The sequence below is a fragment of the Psychrobacter sp. 1Y11 genome, assembly GCF_052259045.1.
GTDB lineage: Bacteria > Pseudomonadota > Gammaproteobacteria > Pseudomonadales > Moraxellaceae > Psychrobacter.
In genome coordinates this window covers 236,516-253,948 of record NZ_JBQQER010000001.1, presented here as the reverse complement: position 1 = coordinate 253,948, position 17,433 = coordinate 236,516, and the positions used below count along the sequence as shown (strand labels likewise).

The window sequence follows — 17,433 nt, the reverse complement described above, 5'->3', positions numbered from 1 at the left end:
TCAATATTCCGTATTTTATTTAACTAGCCAAACCTCTGCTTTGAAGCTGACTATTTGGTTAACATTATAATACTAGCATTATATTTAATTATTTTACAACTCAAAGACAGTATTTATACTAAATAATTTCAATAAGTTTAAAGTTACTGGTTATCATCTATTGTTTCTAGCCGCACAAAAAAGCCAGCGTTCATTTATCAAAATAACTAATGAACAAACGCTGGCTACGGTATTTAAACTTGTGATGTTTAAACTTATAGGATTTATCTTGAACGGTTAATCATTACCGAGCTCAAGTAAGCTGGCATTACCGCCGATAGCTGTAGTATTGATGGTGATAACACGCTCAGTGACGAAGCGGTGCAGATAATCAAGACTTAGCATCTCAGAGAAGCCGTCCATATCAGTTACCGCAATCACCTGCGTCAAGATACCATCTGTATTAGCAAGCTCTTGACTGATGCTTTGCACTTCTGCTTGGCTACCTGCTACTGCCACCTGCGCAAGGCGATCAATGTATAACAGGGTGATCGTTTGTGAGTCATTAGCGACACTAAGCACATCATCGCTGATCCCCACATTATAAAGTATCTTCGCCGCTTCTTCGCACATATCGATTTGGCTTGGACAATGCAAAATCACCTCATTGCCTGTTAGCAGTGCGGCAATGAGCTGACCCAAGACCGCCATCGCTCTAGCAGACTCACCGCCGATGACCATAGTTTTGCCGCGAGCGGTGACATATAGATCGTTGGACTCGCCCGTAGCGCCAGTCATCCGCTGAACTTCATCAAGCTTTGGAGCTGCGCTTAGTAAATGCTGAAATAGACGCCGCGCCTTATTGGCATCGCCAGTAAGCAAAGCAAGCTTAGGTATCGCTGCTTCCAAGTACGCCGAACGTTTGACGGCACCTAATAATCGCCAAGCTTCACAGACCCCAGCATGATTTTTTTTGAATTCATTTGCCATCTTGCTACTCCTTATGCGAGCTCTGTTTGCGTGGATGATTGATTGTTTATACTATGTGCATTGTCGTCAGCGGCGCTTTGCTCAGCGCTGAGCTTCATTAAACGCGCGACATAATGCGGTCCGCCAGCTTTGGGTCCCGTACCAGATAGACCAGTACCACCAAAAGGCTGGACATTGACCACCGCACCGATTTGGTTACGGTTAATGTAAGTATTACCGACTAGCACACGGCGCTCGATATGCTCAGCGATGTTTTCTATACGGCTATGAATGCCTAAAGTTAAACCAAAGCCCGTACCGTTGATCGCATCTATTAGCTTATCGAGGTCACGCGCTTGGTAGCGTAGTACATGCAATATCGGACCAAAATGCTCACCACCGATGACATCGATACTATTCACCTCAATCGCGGTAGGCAATACAAAGGTCGCTTCGTCTTCGCTAACGACTGAGCTTGCGCTCATAGGGGTTTGTCCCAAAATAGTCGCGGTCGACTCGTCTTGCATCCGTGCAATATGCGCCTCTAAGCCTTTTTTGGCATCACTATCAATGACAGGGCCAACATCAGTTGAAACATAAGTCGGATTGCCCACTACCAGCTCTGCCATATGACCTTGTAGTAGCTCGATGATGCCATCGGCAATATCTTCTTGTACACAAAGGATACGACAAGCTGAGCAGCGCTGACCTGCTGAGCCAAACGCGGATAACACGGCATCGGTGACTACTTGCTCAGGCAATGCAGTTGAGTCGACGATCATCGCGTTTTGGCCTCCCGTCTCAGCGATCAATATCGGCAGCTCACCACTTGTCTGCGCATGATTATTCAAACTTTGGTTGATACGCTGAGCAGTTTGCGTTGAGCCGGTAAAGATGACGCCTGCGATCTTATCAGAGGCAGTCAGAGCACCGCCCACCTCCCCTGCGCCAACTACGAACTGTAGTGCCTCAGCGGGTACGCCCGCTTGATACATGAGCTGCGCGCCAAAATGAGCGATCAAGCTGGTTTGTTCAGCAGGTTTTGCCACTACCGTATTACCAGCAGCGAGCGCGGCGACAATCTGACCGGTATAAATCGCTAAAGGAAAGTTCCATGGGCTAATGCAGACAAAGGTGCCACGTGCGTTATACACTTGACGCAGCGGCTTGCCAGATAAATCAGTCAACTCATGAACCTCAGCCGCTAAGCGCTCCGCTTCATCAGCATAAAACCGGCAGAAGTCCACCGCTTCTTTGATCTCATCAATACTATCTTGCATGGTTTTACCCGCTTCGAGCTGACAAAGCGCCATCAGCTCGGCGTAGTTTTCCTCATACAAGTCTGCCGTTTTACGTAGTATCTCAGCGCGCCTCGCAGCAGGAACCGCTTGCCATGCTTGTTGGCCCGCTACTGCCGCATCAATGGCTTGGTTAGCAATATCGGCATTAGCGTATTTGACGTCGCCAGCTTTAACATCATGATTCCAGGGCGCACGGATAGTTTGGCTATCGAGCTGATGGGTGCTGCCATCTTTTGTATACTCACTGATCGCTTGACCATCGATGATTGAGGTCGCCGACCAAGTTTTTTTGCGCTGCTCTGCAATCGCCGCTTCGAAAGGTTGCCACTGTGACTCAACAAAGATATTAGGACCATAGCTCGCCTTACGCTCGCCGTATATTTCTAATGGCAATGAAATCTCTGGATTATGCAGATACTCATTCGCCACTAGCTTGTCATAAGGATGCACGGTGAGCTTATCGATAGGATAAGACTTATCTAACAACTGATGCACAAATGAGCTATTCGCGCCGTTTTCTAGTAAACGTCTCACCAAATACGGCAGCAAGTCTTGATGCGCGCCAACTGGGGCATAAATACGTACTGGTATCTGATAGGTTTGCAAAATATGATCGTAGAGCGCGTCGCCCATACCGTGTAGACGCTGAAACTCAAAATCTCTGTGACTACTCATGGTCATGACAGATGCCAAAGTATGCGCATTATGAGTGGCAAACTGTGGCCAAATCAGACCACGCAGATGATCTGAGAGTAAGAAACGCGCGCAGGCTAGATATGCGGTATCAGTGCCTTCTTTACGTGTCCATACCGGATAGCCTGACAAGCCCTTTTGCTGAGCCAGCTTAATCTCAGTATCCCAATACGCACCTTTGACCAAACGCAGTGGAATACGGTCGCCAACCTCAGTCGCTAAGCGTGCAAGCCAAGCAAAGATCGCGATGGCGCGCTTAGAGTAGCCTTGTACCACAAGACCCAAACCATCCCAGCCAGCAGTAATAGGATCGCGATATAATGATTCAAATAGCTTTAAAGAGATCTCTAAGCGATCGGCTTCTTCGGCATCGATACTTAGATCGACGTTGACTTCGCGGGCAGCCTCAATGAGTAGCACGCAGCGCTGACGCAATAGTCCAAGTACCTGCGACTCTTGGGTCGCCTCATAACGCGGATGTAGCGCTGATAGCTTGATGGAGACTGAAGGTTTGGGCATACTTTCCTTTACTTTAATAGTAGCCGTAGACTTAATCGCATGCAGATAATCATTGAAGTATTTCTCAGCATCGCGGTTAGTGATAGCCGCTTCACCTAGCATATCGAATGAATAGGTATAGCCTTTATTGCGATATGGCTGGCTGTTTTTATTGGCGCCTTCAATGGTCTCGCCCAAGACAAACTGATGACCCATTACCCGCATAGCTTTTTGCATCGCACTACGGATCATAGGTTCGCCCATTTTTTTGGTCATGCGATCCAAAAATCCTGACGCCGTCGTACTGCTATCAATACTAACCACCCGCCCGGTCATCATCATGCCCCAAGTGGAGGCATTGACCATAAATCCATTATCATCTTTGAGATGTTTTTTCCAATCGGCAACACTCATCTTGTCACGAATAAGCGCGTCAGCCGTATAGTTGTCTGGTACGCGAATCAAAGCCTCAGCCAAGCTCATCAGTAGGATGCCTTCTTGCGTATCCAAGCTGTACTCTAATAGTAGCGAGTCTACCATTTTGACTGATTTATTATCACGGCGCACATACTCAACGAGCTTGCGCGTCTGCTCACTTGCCGCGTCGCGCTCTGCGTCGGTTGGCTTAGCCAAAGGCAATAGCTCTGACAGCCAGCGCTCCTCATCGACACTGTATAATGGTGAGATACGCGCATACAGCTCATCACTTGACTGTTTAATATAATCAGGCGAAAGCAGCTCTGTTGGCTTAAATAGTATTGGCTCTTGTGGGGTAAACTGATCTATTGGGTGCATACCAACTCCATAATTATCGTTTAAAAAACTATGATAAATAGAGCGTCAAGATTTTTATAATCTCATATCTTTATACTGATGTTATTAGGTATTTAGAGCGATGAAAAATATAATCATTCACTTATAGAGAGATATCTAAGATAGAAATAATTCTCTAAATGCGATCTCTAAAGTAGCTATAGATAAAGACAAAAACCAAATTATAAAAGACCAGACGGCGCTATCACAAAACGAGCACATCCAGCAAAAGCTGGATACGGTTAAGTAGATCGTTGCGTGTTAAACGGACTACGTTAACAATACAAAGGCAAAATAATGTTAAGCGGCATTAGTGCCTTCTTCTTGTCGGTAGTGAAGGAGTGCGATCATAGTCTGAGCTGATGGTTCTGATAGCGGTTAATATATGATCAGGGTGTTGCAAATTCACTGTAAGAAAAACCTCTACGGCGTTGCTTGAGGTGATGCGCTTAACTCGGTCATATTATCATGAAAAAAATAATCAAACTATGGTTAGCCGAGATTTATTTTCAACTACTATTACCTTTAAAAACAATTAGATACCATATTCATCTTGCTATTGACGCTCAAGATATCTTTTTTTGTTTACTCTTTGTCGACTTTATGGCTATATCCACGCTTATAATATGATAATTAACGGTTAACAAACGATAGCAGCACTCAATAAAAGAGTGCGTTCTATCCATTCAAAACCTCCTAAAAAAGCTATAAAAGCTCATAAAAAACCCTTCTTATCTAGGAGTGATAAGAAGGGTTAGATTGGAGTGACTCTTTCGTAAACTTATAACCCGGCTTTAGACAAATATGATTTTGCCAAGCAGTACTATCGTCAGTATCCAAACCGCTATACTAATATCGGCAAACTTACCTGTTAATGCTTTAGCAGCAGTATAAGTGATAAATCCAAGTGCGATACCATCAGCGATAGAATACGTTAAAGGCGTAAATAGTAGCACAACGACGACTGGGCCGGCTTCAGTTAAGTCAAACCATTCCACATCTTTTAGCGTGGCTAGCATCAGTACTGCGACATAAAAGATAGCGCCAGCAGTAGCATAAGCGGGAATCATGCCAGCAAGTGGTGCAAAGAACGTACTCAGTAAAAATAGCACCCCGACTGTCACCGCGACTAAGCCTGTACGACCACCAGCCGCAATACCAGAGACACTCTCAACATAACTAGTCGTTGATGAAGTACCCAAAACAGTACCTGCGACAGTTGCAGTAGAATCAGCTAATAGCGCTTTACCCATATTAGGTATATTACCATCTTTATCGACTAAACCTGCCTGCTTAGTGGTCGCAATTAGAGTCCCTGCGGTATCGAATAAATCAACGAATAAGAAAGCAAAGATAACACTGATCATGCCGACATTTAGAGCGCCTGCAATATCAACCTGCATGAAAGTCGGTGCCATAGAAGGCGGCGCTGAAATAATCCCTGTAAATTGGGTATTACCTGTTAACAAACTGATGAGCGCAACGAGTAATATACCGATAGTCACAGCGCCAGGTACTTTTTTATAAGCTAAAGCAATAATAACGATAAAGCCAAAAGCTGCCATAGCAGGAGAGAAGGTCGTCATATCCCCTAGGCCGACCAAAGTGGCATCGTTATTGACGATGACGCCAGCACTTTGGAGTGCAATAAAAGCCAAAAAAGCACCAATACCGGCCACAACCCCTTGCTTTAGTGAGTTGGGTATAGAGTTAATAATAATTTCGCGTATCTTAAATAGACTCAAAAGTACAAAGATACACCCAGATAAGAAGACCGCTCCAAGTGCAACCTGCCAAGTATAGCCCATACCCAAAACAACGCCGTAAGTAAAGAAGGCGTTAAGCCCCATCCCAGGCGCTAGTGCGACTGGCAGCTTGGCATAAATACCCATAATAAAACAACCAATCGCCGCAGCTAAGCAAGTAGCGACAAAGACCGCGCCTTTATCCATACCCGCATCACCTAAGACGTTCGGGTTGACAAAGATAATGTAGGCCATGGTCAAAAAGGTTGTTAAACCGGCGAGAAGTTCTGTTTTTATGGTGGTGTTTTCACCAGTAATCCCATAATATCGTTCAATTGCGTTCATAGTGTCGCTTCCAAGTTGCATTAATTAAGTATCGCTTCCAAACTAAAACCTCATTGTTTAACAGGTCGATCAAAAAGCTATCCATACCAAAATTAACTTGGCGTTTTTAGCTCAATGAGTATATTTTTAAACATGTTTTATCATCATGCTACTAGCTCATGATGTGATGTAGAATGGTTTTTAAGCGATACGAGAAGAAGCTTATCTAGTTTAGTCATTCTAGCCGAATGAGTTTATAACGTAACGTCTTTAGAAGTCTCGCCTCCGTCTTTAAGATAAAGTTGACGTCATTATCATCTCATTCTCCGTAACAAAATCAGTTATGATAACAAGGTCTGATTTTGCGTTTTACATTGCCTCAGCTTTGACAAGGTTGTCGCTATCAGCAGTGGTGCTTTGTAGAATAAACACATTTAAAATTAGTGATAACTTGCCTCAAGGCGTAGTATATAAAAAAATATACTTTGTGACAATTAAGTAAGTTAAAACTACAATTCAACCTGCAAGCTAAACCATATTATATTTACGACGTGTTGTCATCCGTTATTTAGCGAAATCAATTATTAGTAATTACTTAATACATTAATAATGACCTTTTTATCATTTAGACGTACACTAACGAGTTCATATGACCTAGAAGCATTTAAATACTCAATCTCTTTTTTGCTCTGTTATTTTATAACACCTAATATTGTCAGCAATATTGATTTATAATCATTCAGTTACTCACTTGCTTTTACGCCCTTTAATTGGGTCTGAGTATGCTGTCTATTTTAGCTATTGCTAGTTATCGTTAATTATTGTGAGTCCACTAGATGCCTGAATCTTTAAATATTATCGGCCTTATTACCCAAGCGAGCCTGCTAGTACAAATCGTAATGGCCTTATTATTATTAGCCTCACTGCTTAGTTGGGTGGTTATCTTTCGGCTCAGCGCGCGTTTAGGTAGTGCCAAAAGCTTCGATGAGCAGTTTGAGACTTGGTTTTGGTCAGGTGAAGACTTAGCGAAGCTCTATCAAGGCGTACAAGGCTCACCTGATCGACAAGGTCTTGAACAGATTTTTTATGTTGGGTTCTCTGAATATCTAAGAATGCACAAAAAGCGCCAACCTAAAGACGATATTATCGACGGCGTTGAGCGTAAGCTGCGCGTTGGTCTTGGCCGTCAGCAGCAGTTGTTAGAGTCAGGTCTGACTACGCTGGCAAGTATAGGGTCAGTCGCTCCTTATGTTGGTCTATTCGGTACGGTTTGGGGCATTATGAATGCTTTTTTGGGCTTATCACAAACCGATCAGGCCACCCTCGCCTCTGTCGCACCCGGTATCGCTGAGGCGCTAATCGCTACCGCTATGGGGCTATTTGCTGCTATTCCTGCTGTCTTAGCTTACAATCACTTCACGGCTAAGTCAGCACGGCTTTATGAGTCGCGCGCCTTGTTCTGCGATGAGATGACCGGCATGCTTCAGCGCGAAACCAGTATTGAAAACCCAACGGCTACCACTCAGGTTATGAAGAGCGCTCAAGGTGCTGGTCTATGAAGCCAAGTCCTTATAAGCGTCAAAAAGCCACGCTCAATAGCGAGATGAATGTCGTGCCTTATATCGACGTGATGCTGGTACTGTTAGTGATTTTTATGGTAACCGCGCCGATGCTGACAACTGGCGTAGAAGTAGACTTGCCCAAAGAGCAAGCGGCAAGCATGAGCCAAAACCAGCTGCCGATTATTGTCTCTTTGACCGATAGTGGTGAGATTTTTATGAGTTATGAGGATAATATAGATGTGCCCATCAGTGAGCCTGAGCTGATTAACACTCTATTCAATCTACAAACGCAAAGTAATAATGAAACAGGACAGCCATTACAAATTATGATCAATGCTGATCAAAACAATCAATACGGCGCTATCGTTTCGCTGATGGCAAACTTGCAACAAGCCGGTATTGAAAAAGTCGGACTACTGACAGGCCCACCTCTGCCTATGCCACAATAAAAAATGCTATCCATGCCCTTTAACTTAAATGCCCCCTCATACTTATGAATAATGCGCCCCTAGTCTATATCCCCACTCAGCCTGAAAGTGATGGGCTAACGATGCCTACGCTGCTAAGCTTGCTCGCGCACGGTATAGTGCTCGGTCTCCTGATCTACACCTATCAGCAGCCAAGTTTAGAGACGAGCGGCGCGATTGAGACAACGATGGTGTCGCCTGAGCAATTAGCTGAGATGCAGTCTCAAATATTGAGCAATCGCGCAGCTGCTGAAGCGGCTAGTCAAGCCAATAGTGCTTTATCAGCTGAAACCTTTGAGAGTGCTGCTAGCAATTCTTCTGCAGATCCCTCAGACTCTGCGCCATCAAGCTCACAAAGAGTGCCCGTATTTATGCGCTCTGATGACGCGGCTGATGAGCCTATACTCATGAGCGAAGATCAGCAACAGCGACTGGCTGAACAATCAGCAGATTATGAGCGCAATCTAGCGGAATGGAATGCTCAGTCCGAGGCATTAGCGAGCGAGCGGCTCGAGCAAGTCGAACAGCGTAAGCAAGAAGATAGTGAAGAAGAGCGCGAACGACTCAAAGAGTATCGTAATAAACAAAGAAACACGACAAACCCTAGAATCAATCGCCCTAGCAAATCTGATCGTAATATAGAGATAGAAACGGGGCTTCCGAGCAGCGCGGGCAAAACCTTTGATTTATCAGAAGGTCAATCAACGGCTGATAGCAGATCAGCTAATAATAATAGTAGCGCTTCACGTTCTACTGGTGATTTTAAAAAAAGCATAGCAGCTAAAATTCAGAGAAATTTAAAAGCGCCGCTTGAAACCCAAGGTATTACTGCTAAAGTGGCTTTAAGGTTAGATAATCAAGGTAACGTGTTATCCGCCGAAGCCACTGGCTCCAATAGCGCGGTTAATAATGCCGCAGAAAAAGCCGCTTTTGCCGCAAGCCCCTTACCAATTGATTTAGCCAACCCTGCCAGCTTCGCGGCTTTAAATATCAACGTTGTGGTTCAATAGATTAAGGTATACATGACTTTGGGCATATTTGAACATAGTGTTGAAGATGACTAAATTAGAGCCTTTTGACATTTGTCTCTCGCCGCCGATTATTTTAGAACTATTATTAACCTAGGGCACTAACCTATGAAATTATTACTTTTAAAGCTAACAACCCCAAAGCTAGCAGCCTTCTCAGCTCTAAACATAGCGTCAGCTTCGTTGTTGATAACGCCATTGATGTTTGCTCCTCTATATTCTGCTAATGCTGCGCCTATGGAGATCGATGTCACCGTCGTAGCGCCGAGACAACAAAACCAAGTCGCCTTTGTACCCTTTGCAGGTGACAGTGTTTTATCTTCTATTATTTTAAACGATTTGAGCCGAACTGAGTTAAAGGTCACCAGCCAGGGTCTGCCGCAGCAGCCGCGTAGTAGTAGTGAGCTTGCAGGTACTCTGCCAGTTTGGCAAAGTATGGGCATCCCCTACTTAGTCGTCGGTAGCACTCGCAGCAATCGCGGTCAAGTGACTACAGATTATGAGGTAATCGATGTCAAATCTGGTCGTATCATTCAAGGCAAACAAAGCCTAACTGCTAAGAATGATGCCCAAAGTATGCGCTATGCCGGTCATGTGATAGCAGATAAGATCTACGAGCTCATCACTGGTACGCCAGGTGATTTTTCGGGTCGTATCGCTTATATTGAGGAAACTGGAGCCGGTAAAAATAAAGTCTCACGCTTAAAGGTGATGGACGCTGATGGCGAGAATGCAAGAACGATGACAGAGGTACAAGGCTCTATCTTCTCGCCTGCTTGGTCTCCTGATGGTAACCGTATCGCTTATTCGGTGCAGCGCGAAAAGTCCTATCCAGTCATCTACATTCAAAATGTCAGTGGCGGCGGAGCAACGGCTATAGCCAATTATCAAGGCAGCAACTTAAGTCCTTCCTTCTCTCCTGATGGCAACAAGATTTTATTCTCTAGCAGCTTTGAGGGTAGCGCTGATATCTATCAGATAAATACTAATGGTGGTAATCTACGTAAGCTCATCAGCTGGCCAAGTAGCGAAGTACAGCCAAACTATGCGCCTGACGGCCAATCCTTCGTTTTTGTCTCTGATAAAGCGGGCTTTAATAGGCCGCAAATCTATCGTTATGAGTTTGGCTCAGGGCGCACCACTAAAGTATCCAATAGCAGCTATGCCACAAGCCCGCAGTTCAGTAGTGATGGTACGCAGATTGCCTTTTTGAACGGCAGCTCAGCAGCTGTTATGAATAGTAACGGCGGGGTAACTGCAAATTTGGGGAATACCGGTATTGATGAAGCGCCCAGCTTCTCACCTAATGGTAAACGCGTTGTGTATGCTTCAAGACAAGGTGGCAAAGGGGTCTTAACTATTAAGTCTTTAACTGGTGGTAACGCTATAAATGTACCTAGCAGTGGCACAGTGCGCTCGCCTGTTTGGTCAGCCAGTCCTAAATAGCGGATTAGCCTCAGTTCTGCAGTTTCATAGCACTTTAAATACAACAAAGCGCCTAATAAATCATTAGGCGCTTTTGGTTTCAGCTTACTGCAATTAGAGATTTCTGATAATAGAAAATATACTAAAAGCTTAAAAGGTGTTAATTAATTGATTAGACACTTACTCATCGCTTGGATCACCCGCTGGTGGCTTAGCATGTCTCAGCTGCGCGACATCTTCAGCAGTGACGGTATCGTTAAAACCATTTAAATCACTGACCACATACTGAGTCACTGCCGCCATTTGCTCATCGTTCATCATTCCATGAAATGACGGCATGCCCCGGAAACCATTAATCAAAATATCGATAATATAATATTTTGATTGCATCTTACTGTTATCAGCTAATGGAGGATAGTAGCCTGCACCGTAAGCTCCCTCGCCTTTGTGCATATGACAAGCAGCACAAGAATCATGATACAGCTTTTTGCCATCCGTTGTCACAAAAGCATTTTTCCCCTCAAACTTTACCTCCCATTCAGCAATACTAGGGTCGTTTTCCATATCAGGGAGCGAGCTGTCATCGACGATATTGACAGCAGGTGCTGCCAGCTCTTCACGGCTCATGTAGACACCGCCCCAAGCCCCTGTGTTACGGCTCGCTTGATAGTCATTTGTCGTTATCGAGTCTTGCTCTTGTATACTAGCTACAGTCTCTACATCGTCTGACTGTTGGCTACAGCCTAAAAGTGCTGTACTGCCCATCGCACTCAGCAACATCACAGTCAGCAGCTTAGGTGTCATGTTTTTCATGATTAATTTTTTCACGATTGCATTGTCCATGATTGCCTCTGAATTTTTATAGTTGTTCACATTAACCTAGTCTTTAACCTAACAATTTTGCTTTTTTATGGAGACGCTTCGCTGCATCCATACCAGATAAAATAGCGCCTTCTTGCCATGCTGGGATATGTGAGCAATGCTCGCCTGTTAGTACAATACGGTTATCAATACTGCACAAGGTATCGTAATGTTGACGACGAGTCGATTCATTCCAAATACCATAGCACCCTAATGTCCACGGTATACGGTGCCAAACGACTGATGTCCCTGCTTTAAACTCTTCAGGATACTGGGGATGAATATATTTGCCGTAGGCTAACGCGACGTTGATACGCTCTTTTGGGGTTAAACTATTGAATTTATAAGAGGTTGGACCATAACCATAAGCTCCTAATAATACCCCAGGACCATCATTGAACATATCTTCTGAAGGATAGGCAATCTGCGCAATAGGCATATCAGTATAAGTGAGACCACCATAGATCCACTCATCCTCCTCCCAAAAGCGGCGATTAAACTCTAAACCAACCTTATAAGAAGTCTCATAAGGTACTGCCGCCATCGCTTGCTTCATTGGTTGTGAAACATTGATATCGATTTGAGTCAATACCGTAAGTGGTATGTTGCAGATGCACCAGTCCGCACGTACTGATTTAGTTGCACCATCAGGACTATTGCTGTCGACGTAATCTACCGTAACCCCAGTATCGTCTTGATTAATTTTAGTTACTTTAGCATTAAACTCGATCATCTCACGGCATTCACGAGTAAAGGCATCGCCGATCTTACCCATACCGCCAACCGGCTGAAACATAGTCGGTTGATGGGCGTAAGTCATATGGTTGCCATAAATATCTGCCCACATGCCTGAGTCTAATATCTCACTAATAGGTAAAGGCTTAGAGGGCTGCTCATCTGGCATCAAACCACCACCCGGAAAAACGCTATAACCGCGATGTTTACTAGTAGCATTGCTGGAACGGTAGCGATAGTCTTTATCAAGTACACCCCAACCCTTTAAGCCTTCAAGCAGCTTCTCTTTATCCTCTTTATTAACCGAACGGTCAAGGCCACCAACGTTCACTGACTTTGACAGCAACTCTGCTAAATTACCCTGAATATCGTTTTTTACATCACCCAAACGCTGCGGTACACCATTAAAGTGAGTGCTACGATGTAGATAAGCGCGATCATTGGTCTGAATAAAAGGCTGCATCTCAACGCCAAACTCTTTGCAATAATGAAAGACGGCATAGTGATGACTGGGCAAACGCCAAGGTCCACCATTGAAATAATTACCCTCTGCAAAATCACAAGTCACCTCTTCGCCGCCAAGCTCAGTATATTTATCACCACTATGCAGCGTCCAACTCCGGCCACCGCCGCGATTTTGATATTCGAGCACTTTGACATCATAACCGGCTTTGCGTAGCTCATAAGCTGCGGTTAGTCCACCAAGACCGGCGCCAAGGATGACGATACTAGCACCTGGAGGAGCGCCTTTAAGATCCACGGTTTCTTTGAAGCTAGACTCTGAGGCAAATCCTAAAGTAGTCATGGCTTGATACATAGCCGTGGCTCCAGCAGTCTTGCCGATCATTGAGAGCAGTTGTCGACGTGTTGGTGATTGAAGCATATCTTTCATGATGTTGTCCTTTTGGTATGACGGTCATACTACCTAATATCTGATTGATGCTATTTCTCTATGAGCTCAATGATCTCGAAGTTGTGAGTGTGGATGAGAGATCAAATGAGTTTATCTAAATCAGTTATTATTACTTGGTCATTTACCCTATTATTGTTTTAAATACGATGTTTTTGGTTTGCATATCGCTAGTATTACTCTGAGTAGTCTTGCGATAATTCATACGCTAACTATTGCTAAGCTTAGTCATAACTTGTCCTAAGCGGCTCAATAAAACCCATTATTGAGCATAAAAGTCCATCTTAGCTATCACGTCTTGGGCGTATAATGGCTCGAATAATAAAGAATATAATCACGATAGCAACGATGATACCAAGAGCGGCCAACCAACCGGCATATTTTATTAAAAAGGGCTGCGCAGGTTCAGCTGTTATCACTTGATCAACATCATCCGCAGTCAAATTACTGCTAGGCAAGCTACCAAATTTAACTCTGACATAGTTGGCAATATTAGCAATCTGCTCGCTACTCAGCTCTTCTTCAAATCCTGGCATCTTAGGCGTGGTATCGGTCGCGCCTTCTGCGCCGTGAACGATGACATTGATTAAAGCATTAGGATTATCACTGCGGATGCTGCTTAGACCTACGATAGGTGCGTAGCGGGCATCAGGCTGGGCATAACCGTTAACGCCATGACAGCTTGCACATTCTGCTAAATATAACGCTTCAGGAGAGTTACTACCGCCAGTGACTTGCGCTTTAGCTTGGGTAAGATAATCATCCTGAGCTAGCAGATCATGAGTAATAGACTCATTGATTGGGCTTGGCAAACGCGAGGCGTCTACCGGGCTCACTTTATCTTCAGTTTGTACGACAGGTACTACTTTTAGATAAGAAGCAATAGCCCCTAAATCTTCATCTTTCAAATAACGAGTACTGTGGGCCACCGCTTCCGCCATGGGCCCGCCAGCATAAGCGCGTTGATCAAGCTGGCCAGTGCGCAGATAGGTGACGATATCTTCTTCACTCCAGCTACCGATACCGCTCGACTCATCAGGGGTAATGTTAGGCGCATACCAGTTGCCAAGCTCGGCCCCTGATAAGTATTTGTCTTTATCAAAACCCATGGTACTGTTACGCGGCGTATGACAAGTACCGCAATGGCCAAGGTTATTCACTAAATATTCGCCGCGCTGCTGAGTTGCGCTTAGACCTTCGCGATTTTCAGTAGAAGGTACGTTGAGCACATTCCAGCCTAGCATTAAGAAGCGAAAGTTAAAGGGAAATGGCAAACTGGTCTTATAATCAGGAGCTTCGTCATAAGCCGGTACCGTTTGTAGATAAGCAAACAAGGCGCTGATGTCTTCATCAGTCATGCCGCTATAAGAGGGATATGGCATAGCGGGATAAATCATATGATTAGGCGCCCGCCCTTTCTTCAGCGCATTTTTCAGATCTTTTTCAGTATATTTACCGATGCCGTATTGTTTGGAGGGAGTAATATTTGTTGAATAAATATCGCCCATAGGCGTTTCGATAGCATTACCGCCGGTGTAGTCATCGCCATGACAGGCCATGCAGTCAGCAGCGCGAGCAATATAAGCACCGCGATTGACAAGATCACTGTTGGCAGGGCTAACATTAGGTAGGCTTGCAGCATCAGGTAGACTTGCAGCTTCTGCTAATGCAGCAGTAGAGGTGAGACCGATAGCAAACATCGATAGCATCAGATAAAGTGGCTTCATAATATCCTCGTATAGCTAGCAGCTTGATTTTTAATTTGTTGTTTTGCGTTGACTGGGTTGCACAGTGTTCTTAACTTCTTAACTAACATAGTACTTTTAACAATACTCTTAACTTAGTGTTCTGAAAAGCTATAACACCTTTATACTGAATACTGCGCCCTATCAACGTCATTTAATATCTTATTAAGTCAACTTTATATTATTTCTAAAGTATTGCTAGTTTATTAACGTATTCCTTCAAATACTTTACAAAAATTAGACTAGTTTATATGGTTCACCTCTGTACAAACGTTTTGTTTTAATAGCTAACAACTCGCGGCTGCTCGCATCAGGTATACTTCAACTATCCATTTTTTATGTACGTTAAGAGACTTATTATTTTGAAAACAATATTTAAAATTCCTGTTATACGCGCGCTTATCCTCAGCGCTGTCATTATGTCTGCAACGCTGCAAAGCGGTTGTCAGTCTATGCAGTTTGGTGCTAGCCCTATTCCTGTTATCTCTTATAACGTTTATGCTCAGCCGTAATACTCGTCTAGAAAGTCAGACTATAATCTCATCCCACCACTCAAAACGAGTCTCAATAAGTAAAAACGCATAAAAAAAGGCAAGTATCTAGATGATATCTGCCCTTTTGCACGGCTAGCTACTTAGTGGTTTTTTATAAACTATCAATCGTTTATTGGCTGATGCTTGATAATCGTCTTGGCTAAATGATTACCAAACCATATCGCAGTATCTATATCGCCTTTGCCAGGAGTTTCCTCTGGCGGCCCATCAGCAGATTGCGTCATTAAGCCCAAATAGCTCGATAGCCGGTTTAGATCATTCTCACCGTGTCCCGTTGGCATAAGTGGCAAACCAATCCAATTCATCCCGTGCTGCATACAATACAGATTGATTTGTTGTAGTACCGCGAGCTTATCGCCGCTCAGCCCCCCTGAGTTCGCAAAGGCTGCCGCCCACTTGCCTTCCCACTTGCGATGGAACCAACGCTTTGAGGTCTCCTCCATAAAGATCTTAAGTCCCGCCGTTAAGCTGCCCATATATACCGCACTGCCAAGCACAATCAGATCGGCTTGATCCAAAAAATCCCAATCGACCTCATGGACATCGATAGCTTTTACTTGTGTATCTGCCAACTGCTGACGAGCGCCTGTAGCGATAGCTTCTGCAACACGTTTGGTATGGCCATAATTACTGTGATAAACAACAGCTATGGATAAGTTAGAGGTTCTATCAAGATGATTTGCCGTCGCGGCTATAGATGTGGTCATACGAGCTCGAATAATGAATTGGTTTATGGAATAAGTGGCAATTAGTAGCCGCGGACAATAATTAAAGCCATGCGCCCAGTAGCTGGCTGTTGTAAATGGGTCTGCCGGCGATAAGAGTAATAATGAATATCTTCATAGCTACAATCAATAGCGGCATCATTCGCTATTTGTACCCCTGAATACTCTAGTTGTGCGGCAGCTAACTTCGGTAAGTTGAGCTTAATTTTATCGATAGAGTTTTTATCTGTGCTTAGGGTAGCGCGATTTGATAATTTAGCAATACGCTTATGTAAATCACTACTATTGATTCTATTATCAAGATGACTGTCATCGCTCATCTCTGCTTCCGTCAAAGTGGAGCTACTAAAAAAAGAGGCAAAATTATTGAGAGTTCTCGAGTCTAGTAACTGATTATCAGTGCAGCCAGCTAATAATTTTGCTAACACTTGGCGACCTACTTCATAATTGGCTTGGCTAATACAAGCCCCTATCCAAGCTATGATAGGTGCACTGCTATCGAAACGCTCAGTAGTCGCTTTGATAATTCCGTACGCTAAACCTTGCCAGCCAGCGTGAATCGCTGCAATCTGCTTAGTCGCCGGCTGGTACAATACAATAGGCACGCAATCTGCAGTCATAATCGCTAAAGCCGTACCAGCTTGCCGGCTAATCATCGCGTCAGCATCTACTGGGCGCATGCTCAGCTTGACGTTATGAAGTGCATCATCAGCGCTGTTATCAATATCATAAACCTGCTTGCCATGCACTTGATTGACCCAGTGTAAGCTATCAATTATTGGTGGTTGCGCGCTTGAGTGATGCACGCTTAGTTGCTTATTGATTGTACCTAATAAGCGCATACGGTTCATCAATACGGCCAGACTAGCGTCATTGACATGTAAGCCTAGATTAAACTCCCCGTAGCTTGCCTGGGCTTTTTGCAATTGCTCGCTTTTGGCCGCGAGCAGGTCATTATCATCAGCAGTCTTTGCAAGCGCTGTTGTCTGAAAAACATAAACGCCTTCGCGCTGAGCGATTAATCGCACTGGGGGCTTGCCTAAAGCGGTTGTCTTGTCTGTCATATTCTACGCTTCATATAGATTTAAATTGGCTTAAC

The 17,433-nt window shown here is 44.3% G+C and carries 12 protein-coding genes; 4 read left to right on the top strand and 8 right to left on the bottom strand.

Annotated elements, in window-relative coordinates; genetic code table 11:
* Nucleotides 1-276: 276 nt before the first annotated feature.
* From ACTXGJ_RS01015 to ACTXGJ_RS01005, 3 genes are all read right to left on the bottom strand, one after another.
* Entirely contained in the window at nt 277-969 is a 693-nt protein-coding gene (locus tag ACTXGJ_RS01015; RefSeq protein WP_439240908.1) for a 1-pyrroline-5-carboxylate dehydrogenase, read from the bottom strand.
* Nucleotides 970-980: 11 nt separating this feature from the next.
* Complete coding sequence (gene putA / locus ACTXGJ_RS01010; protein ID WP_443564820.1) at nt 981-4,235, bottom strand: bifunctional proline dehydrogenase/L-glutamate gamma-semialdehyde dehydrogenase PutA; 3,255 nt, start codon at nt 4,233-4,235, stop codon at nt 981-983.
* Nucleotides 4,236-5,047: 812 nt separating this feature from the next.
* Nucleotides 5,048-6,343 carry an NCS2 family permease gene (locus tag ACTXGJ_RS01005; RefSeq protein ID WP_443564819.1) on the bottom strand — a complete coding sequence of 432 codons (1,296 nt, stop codon included), beginning with the start codon at nt 6,341-6,343 and terminating at the stop codon, nt 5,048-5,050.
* Between the two features lie 815 nt (nt 6,344-7,158).
* Between ACTXGJ_RS01005 and tolQ the strand changes: the two genes are divergently transcribed.
* From tolQ to ACTXGJ_RS00985, 4 genes are all read left to right on the top strand, one after another.
* Nucleotides 7,159-7,881, top strand: a complete 723-nt coding sequence (gene tolQ, locus ACTXGJ_RS01000) for a protein TolQ (RefSeq protein WP_439240914.1) — start codon at nt 7,159-7,161, stop codon at nt 7,879-7,881.
* Complete coding sequence (tolR, locus tag ACTXGJ_RS00995; RefSeq protein WP_439240916.1) at nt 7,878-8,333, top strand: protein TolR; 456 nt, start codon at nt 7,878-7,880, stop codon at nt 8,331-8,333. The genes tolQ and tolR overlap by 4 nt, the downstream gene beginning before the upstream one ends.
* Nucleotides 8,334-8,377: 44 nt before the next feature.
* Nucleotides 8,378-9,361, top strand: coding sequence for a cell envelope integrity TolA family protein (locus tag ACTXGJ_RS00990; RefSeq protein WP_439240918.1), 984 nt, complete (start codon nt 8,378-8,380; stop codon nt 9,359-9,361).
* A gap of 126 nt (nt 9,362-9,487) precedes the next feature.
* Nucleotides 9,488-10,825, top strand: a complete 1,338-nt coding sequence (locus ACTXGJ_RS00985) for a translocation protein TolB (RefSeq protein WP_439240920.1) — start codon at nt 9,488-9,490, stop codon at nt 10,823-10,825.
* Between the two features lie 159 nt (nt 10,826-10,984).
* Here the strand turns inward: ACTXGJ_RS00985 and ACTXGJ_RS00980 are convergent, their stop codons facing one another.
* The 5 genes from ACTXGJ_RS00980 to ACTXGJ_RS00960 all read right to left on the bottom strand — a co-directional run bounded on the left by ACTXGJ_RS00980 (nt 10,985) and on the right by ACTXGJ_RS00960 (nt 17,398).
* Nucleotides 10,985-11,617 carry a c-type cytochrome gene (locus tag ACTXGJ_RS00980; RefSeq protein ID WP_443564877.1) on the bottom strand — a complete coding sequence of 211 codons (633 nt, stop codon included), beginning with the start codon at nt 11,615-11,617 and terminating at the stop codon, nt 10,985-10,987.
* A 73-nt stretch (nt 11,618-11,690) separates the two neighbouring features.
* The gene (locus ACTXGJ_RS00975) at nt 11,691-13,292 is read right to left on the bottom strand and encodes a flavin monoamine oxidase family protein (protein WP_439240922.1); all 1,602 of its coding nucleotides are present in this window, start codon (nt 13,290-13,292) and stop codon (nt 11,691-11,693) included.
* Nucleotides 13,293-13,594: 302 nt separating this feature from the next.
* Nucleotides 13,595-15,037: a cytochrome c gene (locus tag ACTXGJ_RS00970; protein WP_443564818.1), complete on the bottom strand. Its 1,443-nt coding sequence runs from the start codon at nt 15,035-15,037 to the stop codon at nt 13,595-13,597.
* 673 nt (nt 15,038-15,710) lie between these two features.
* Nucleotides 15,711-16,316: a flavodoxin family protein gene (locus ACTXGJ_RS00965; protein ID WP_439240926.1), complete on the bottom strand. Its 606-nt coding sequence runs from the start codon at nt 16,314-16,316 to the stop codon at nt 15,711-15,713.
* 41 nt (nt 16,317-16,357) lie between these two features.
* Entirely contained in the window at nt 16,358-17,398 is a 1,041-nt protein-coding gene (locus ACTXGJ_RS00960; protein WP_439240928.1) for a polyphenol oxidase family protein, read from the bottom strand.
* Between the last annotated feature and the right edge of the window lie 35 nt (nt 17,399-17,433).

Excerpts from the sequence above, each read along its gene's own strand:
- ACTXGJ_RS00985 (WP_439240920.1), top strand. The coding sequence starts at position 9,488 with ATGAAATTATTACTTTTAAAGCTAACAACCCCAAAGCTAGCAGCCTTC.
- ACTXGJ_RS00990 (WP_439240918.1), top strand. The coding sequence starts at position 8,378 with ATGAATAATGCGCCCCTAGTCTATATCCCCACTCAGCCTGAAAGTGAT.
- tolQ (WP_439240914.1), top strand. The coding sequence starts at position 7,159 with ATGCCTGAATCTTTAAATATTATCGGCCTTATTACCCAAGCGAGCCTG.
- ACTXGJ_RS00965 (WP_439240926.1), bottom strand. The coding sequence starts at position 16,316 with ATGACCACATCTATAGCCGCGACGGCAAATCATCTTGATAGAACCTCT.
- ACTXGJ_RS00970 (WP_443564818.1), bottom strand. The coding sequence starts at position 15,037 with ATGAAGCCACTTTATCTGATGCTATCGATGTTTGCTATCGGTCTCACC.
- ACTXGJ_RS00980 (WP_443564877.1), bottom strand. The coding sequence starts at position 11,617 with ATGAAAAACATGACACCTAAGCTGCTGACTGTGATGTTGCTGAGTGCG.
- ACTXGJ_RS00960 (WP_439240928.1), bottom strand. The coding sequence starts at position 17,398 with ATGACAGACAAGACAACCGCTTTAGGCAAGCCCCCAGTGCGATTAATC.
- ACTXGJ_RS01005 (WP_443564819.1), bottom strand. The coding sequence starts at position 6,343 with ATGAACGCAATTGAACGATATTATGGGATTACTGGTGAAAACACCACC.
- ACTXGJ_RS00975 (WP_439240922.1), bottom strand. The coding sequence starts at position 13,292 with ATGAAAGATATGCTTCAATCACCAACACGTCGACAACTGCTCTCAATG.
- tolR (WP_439240916.1), top strand. The coding sequence starts at position 7,878 with ATGAAGCCAAGTCCTTATAAGCGTCAAAAAGCCACGCTCAATAGCGAG.
- putA (WP_443564820.1), bottom strand. The coding sequence starts at position 4,235 with ATGCACCCAATAGATCAGTTTACCCCACAAGAGCCAATACTATTTAAG.
- ACTXGJ_RS01015 (WP_439240908.1), bottom strand. The coding sequence starts at position 969 with ATGGCAAATGAATTCAAAAAAAATCATGCTGGGGTCTGTGAAGCTTGG.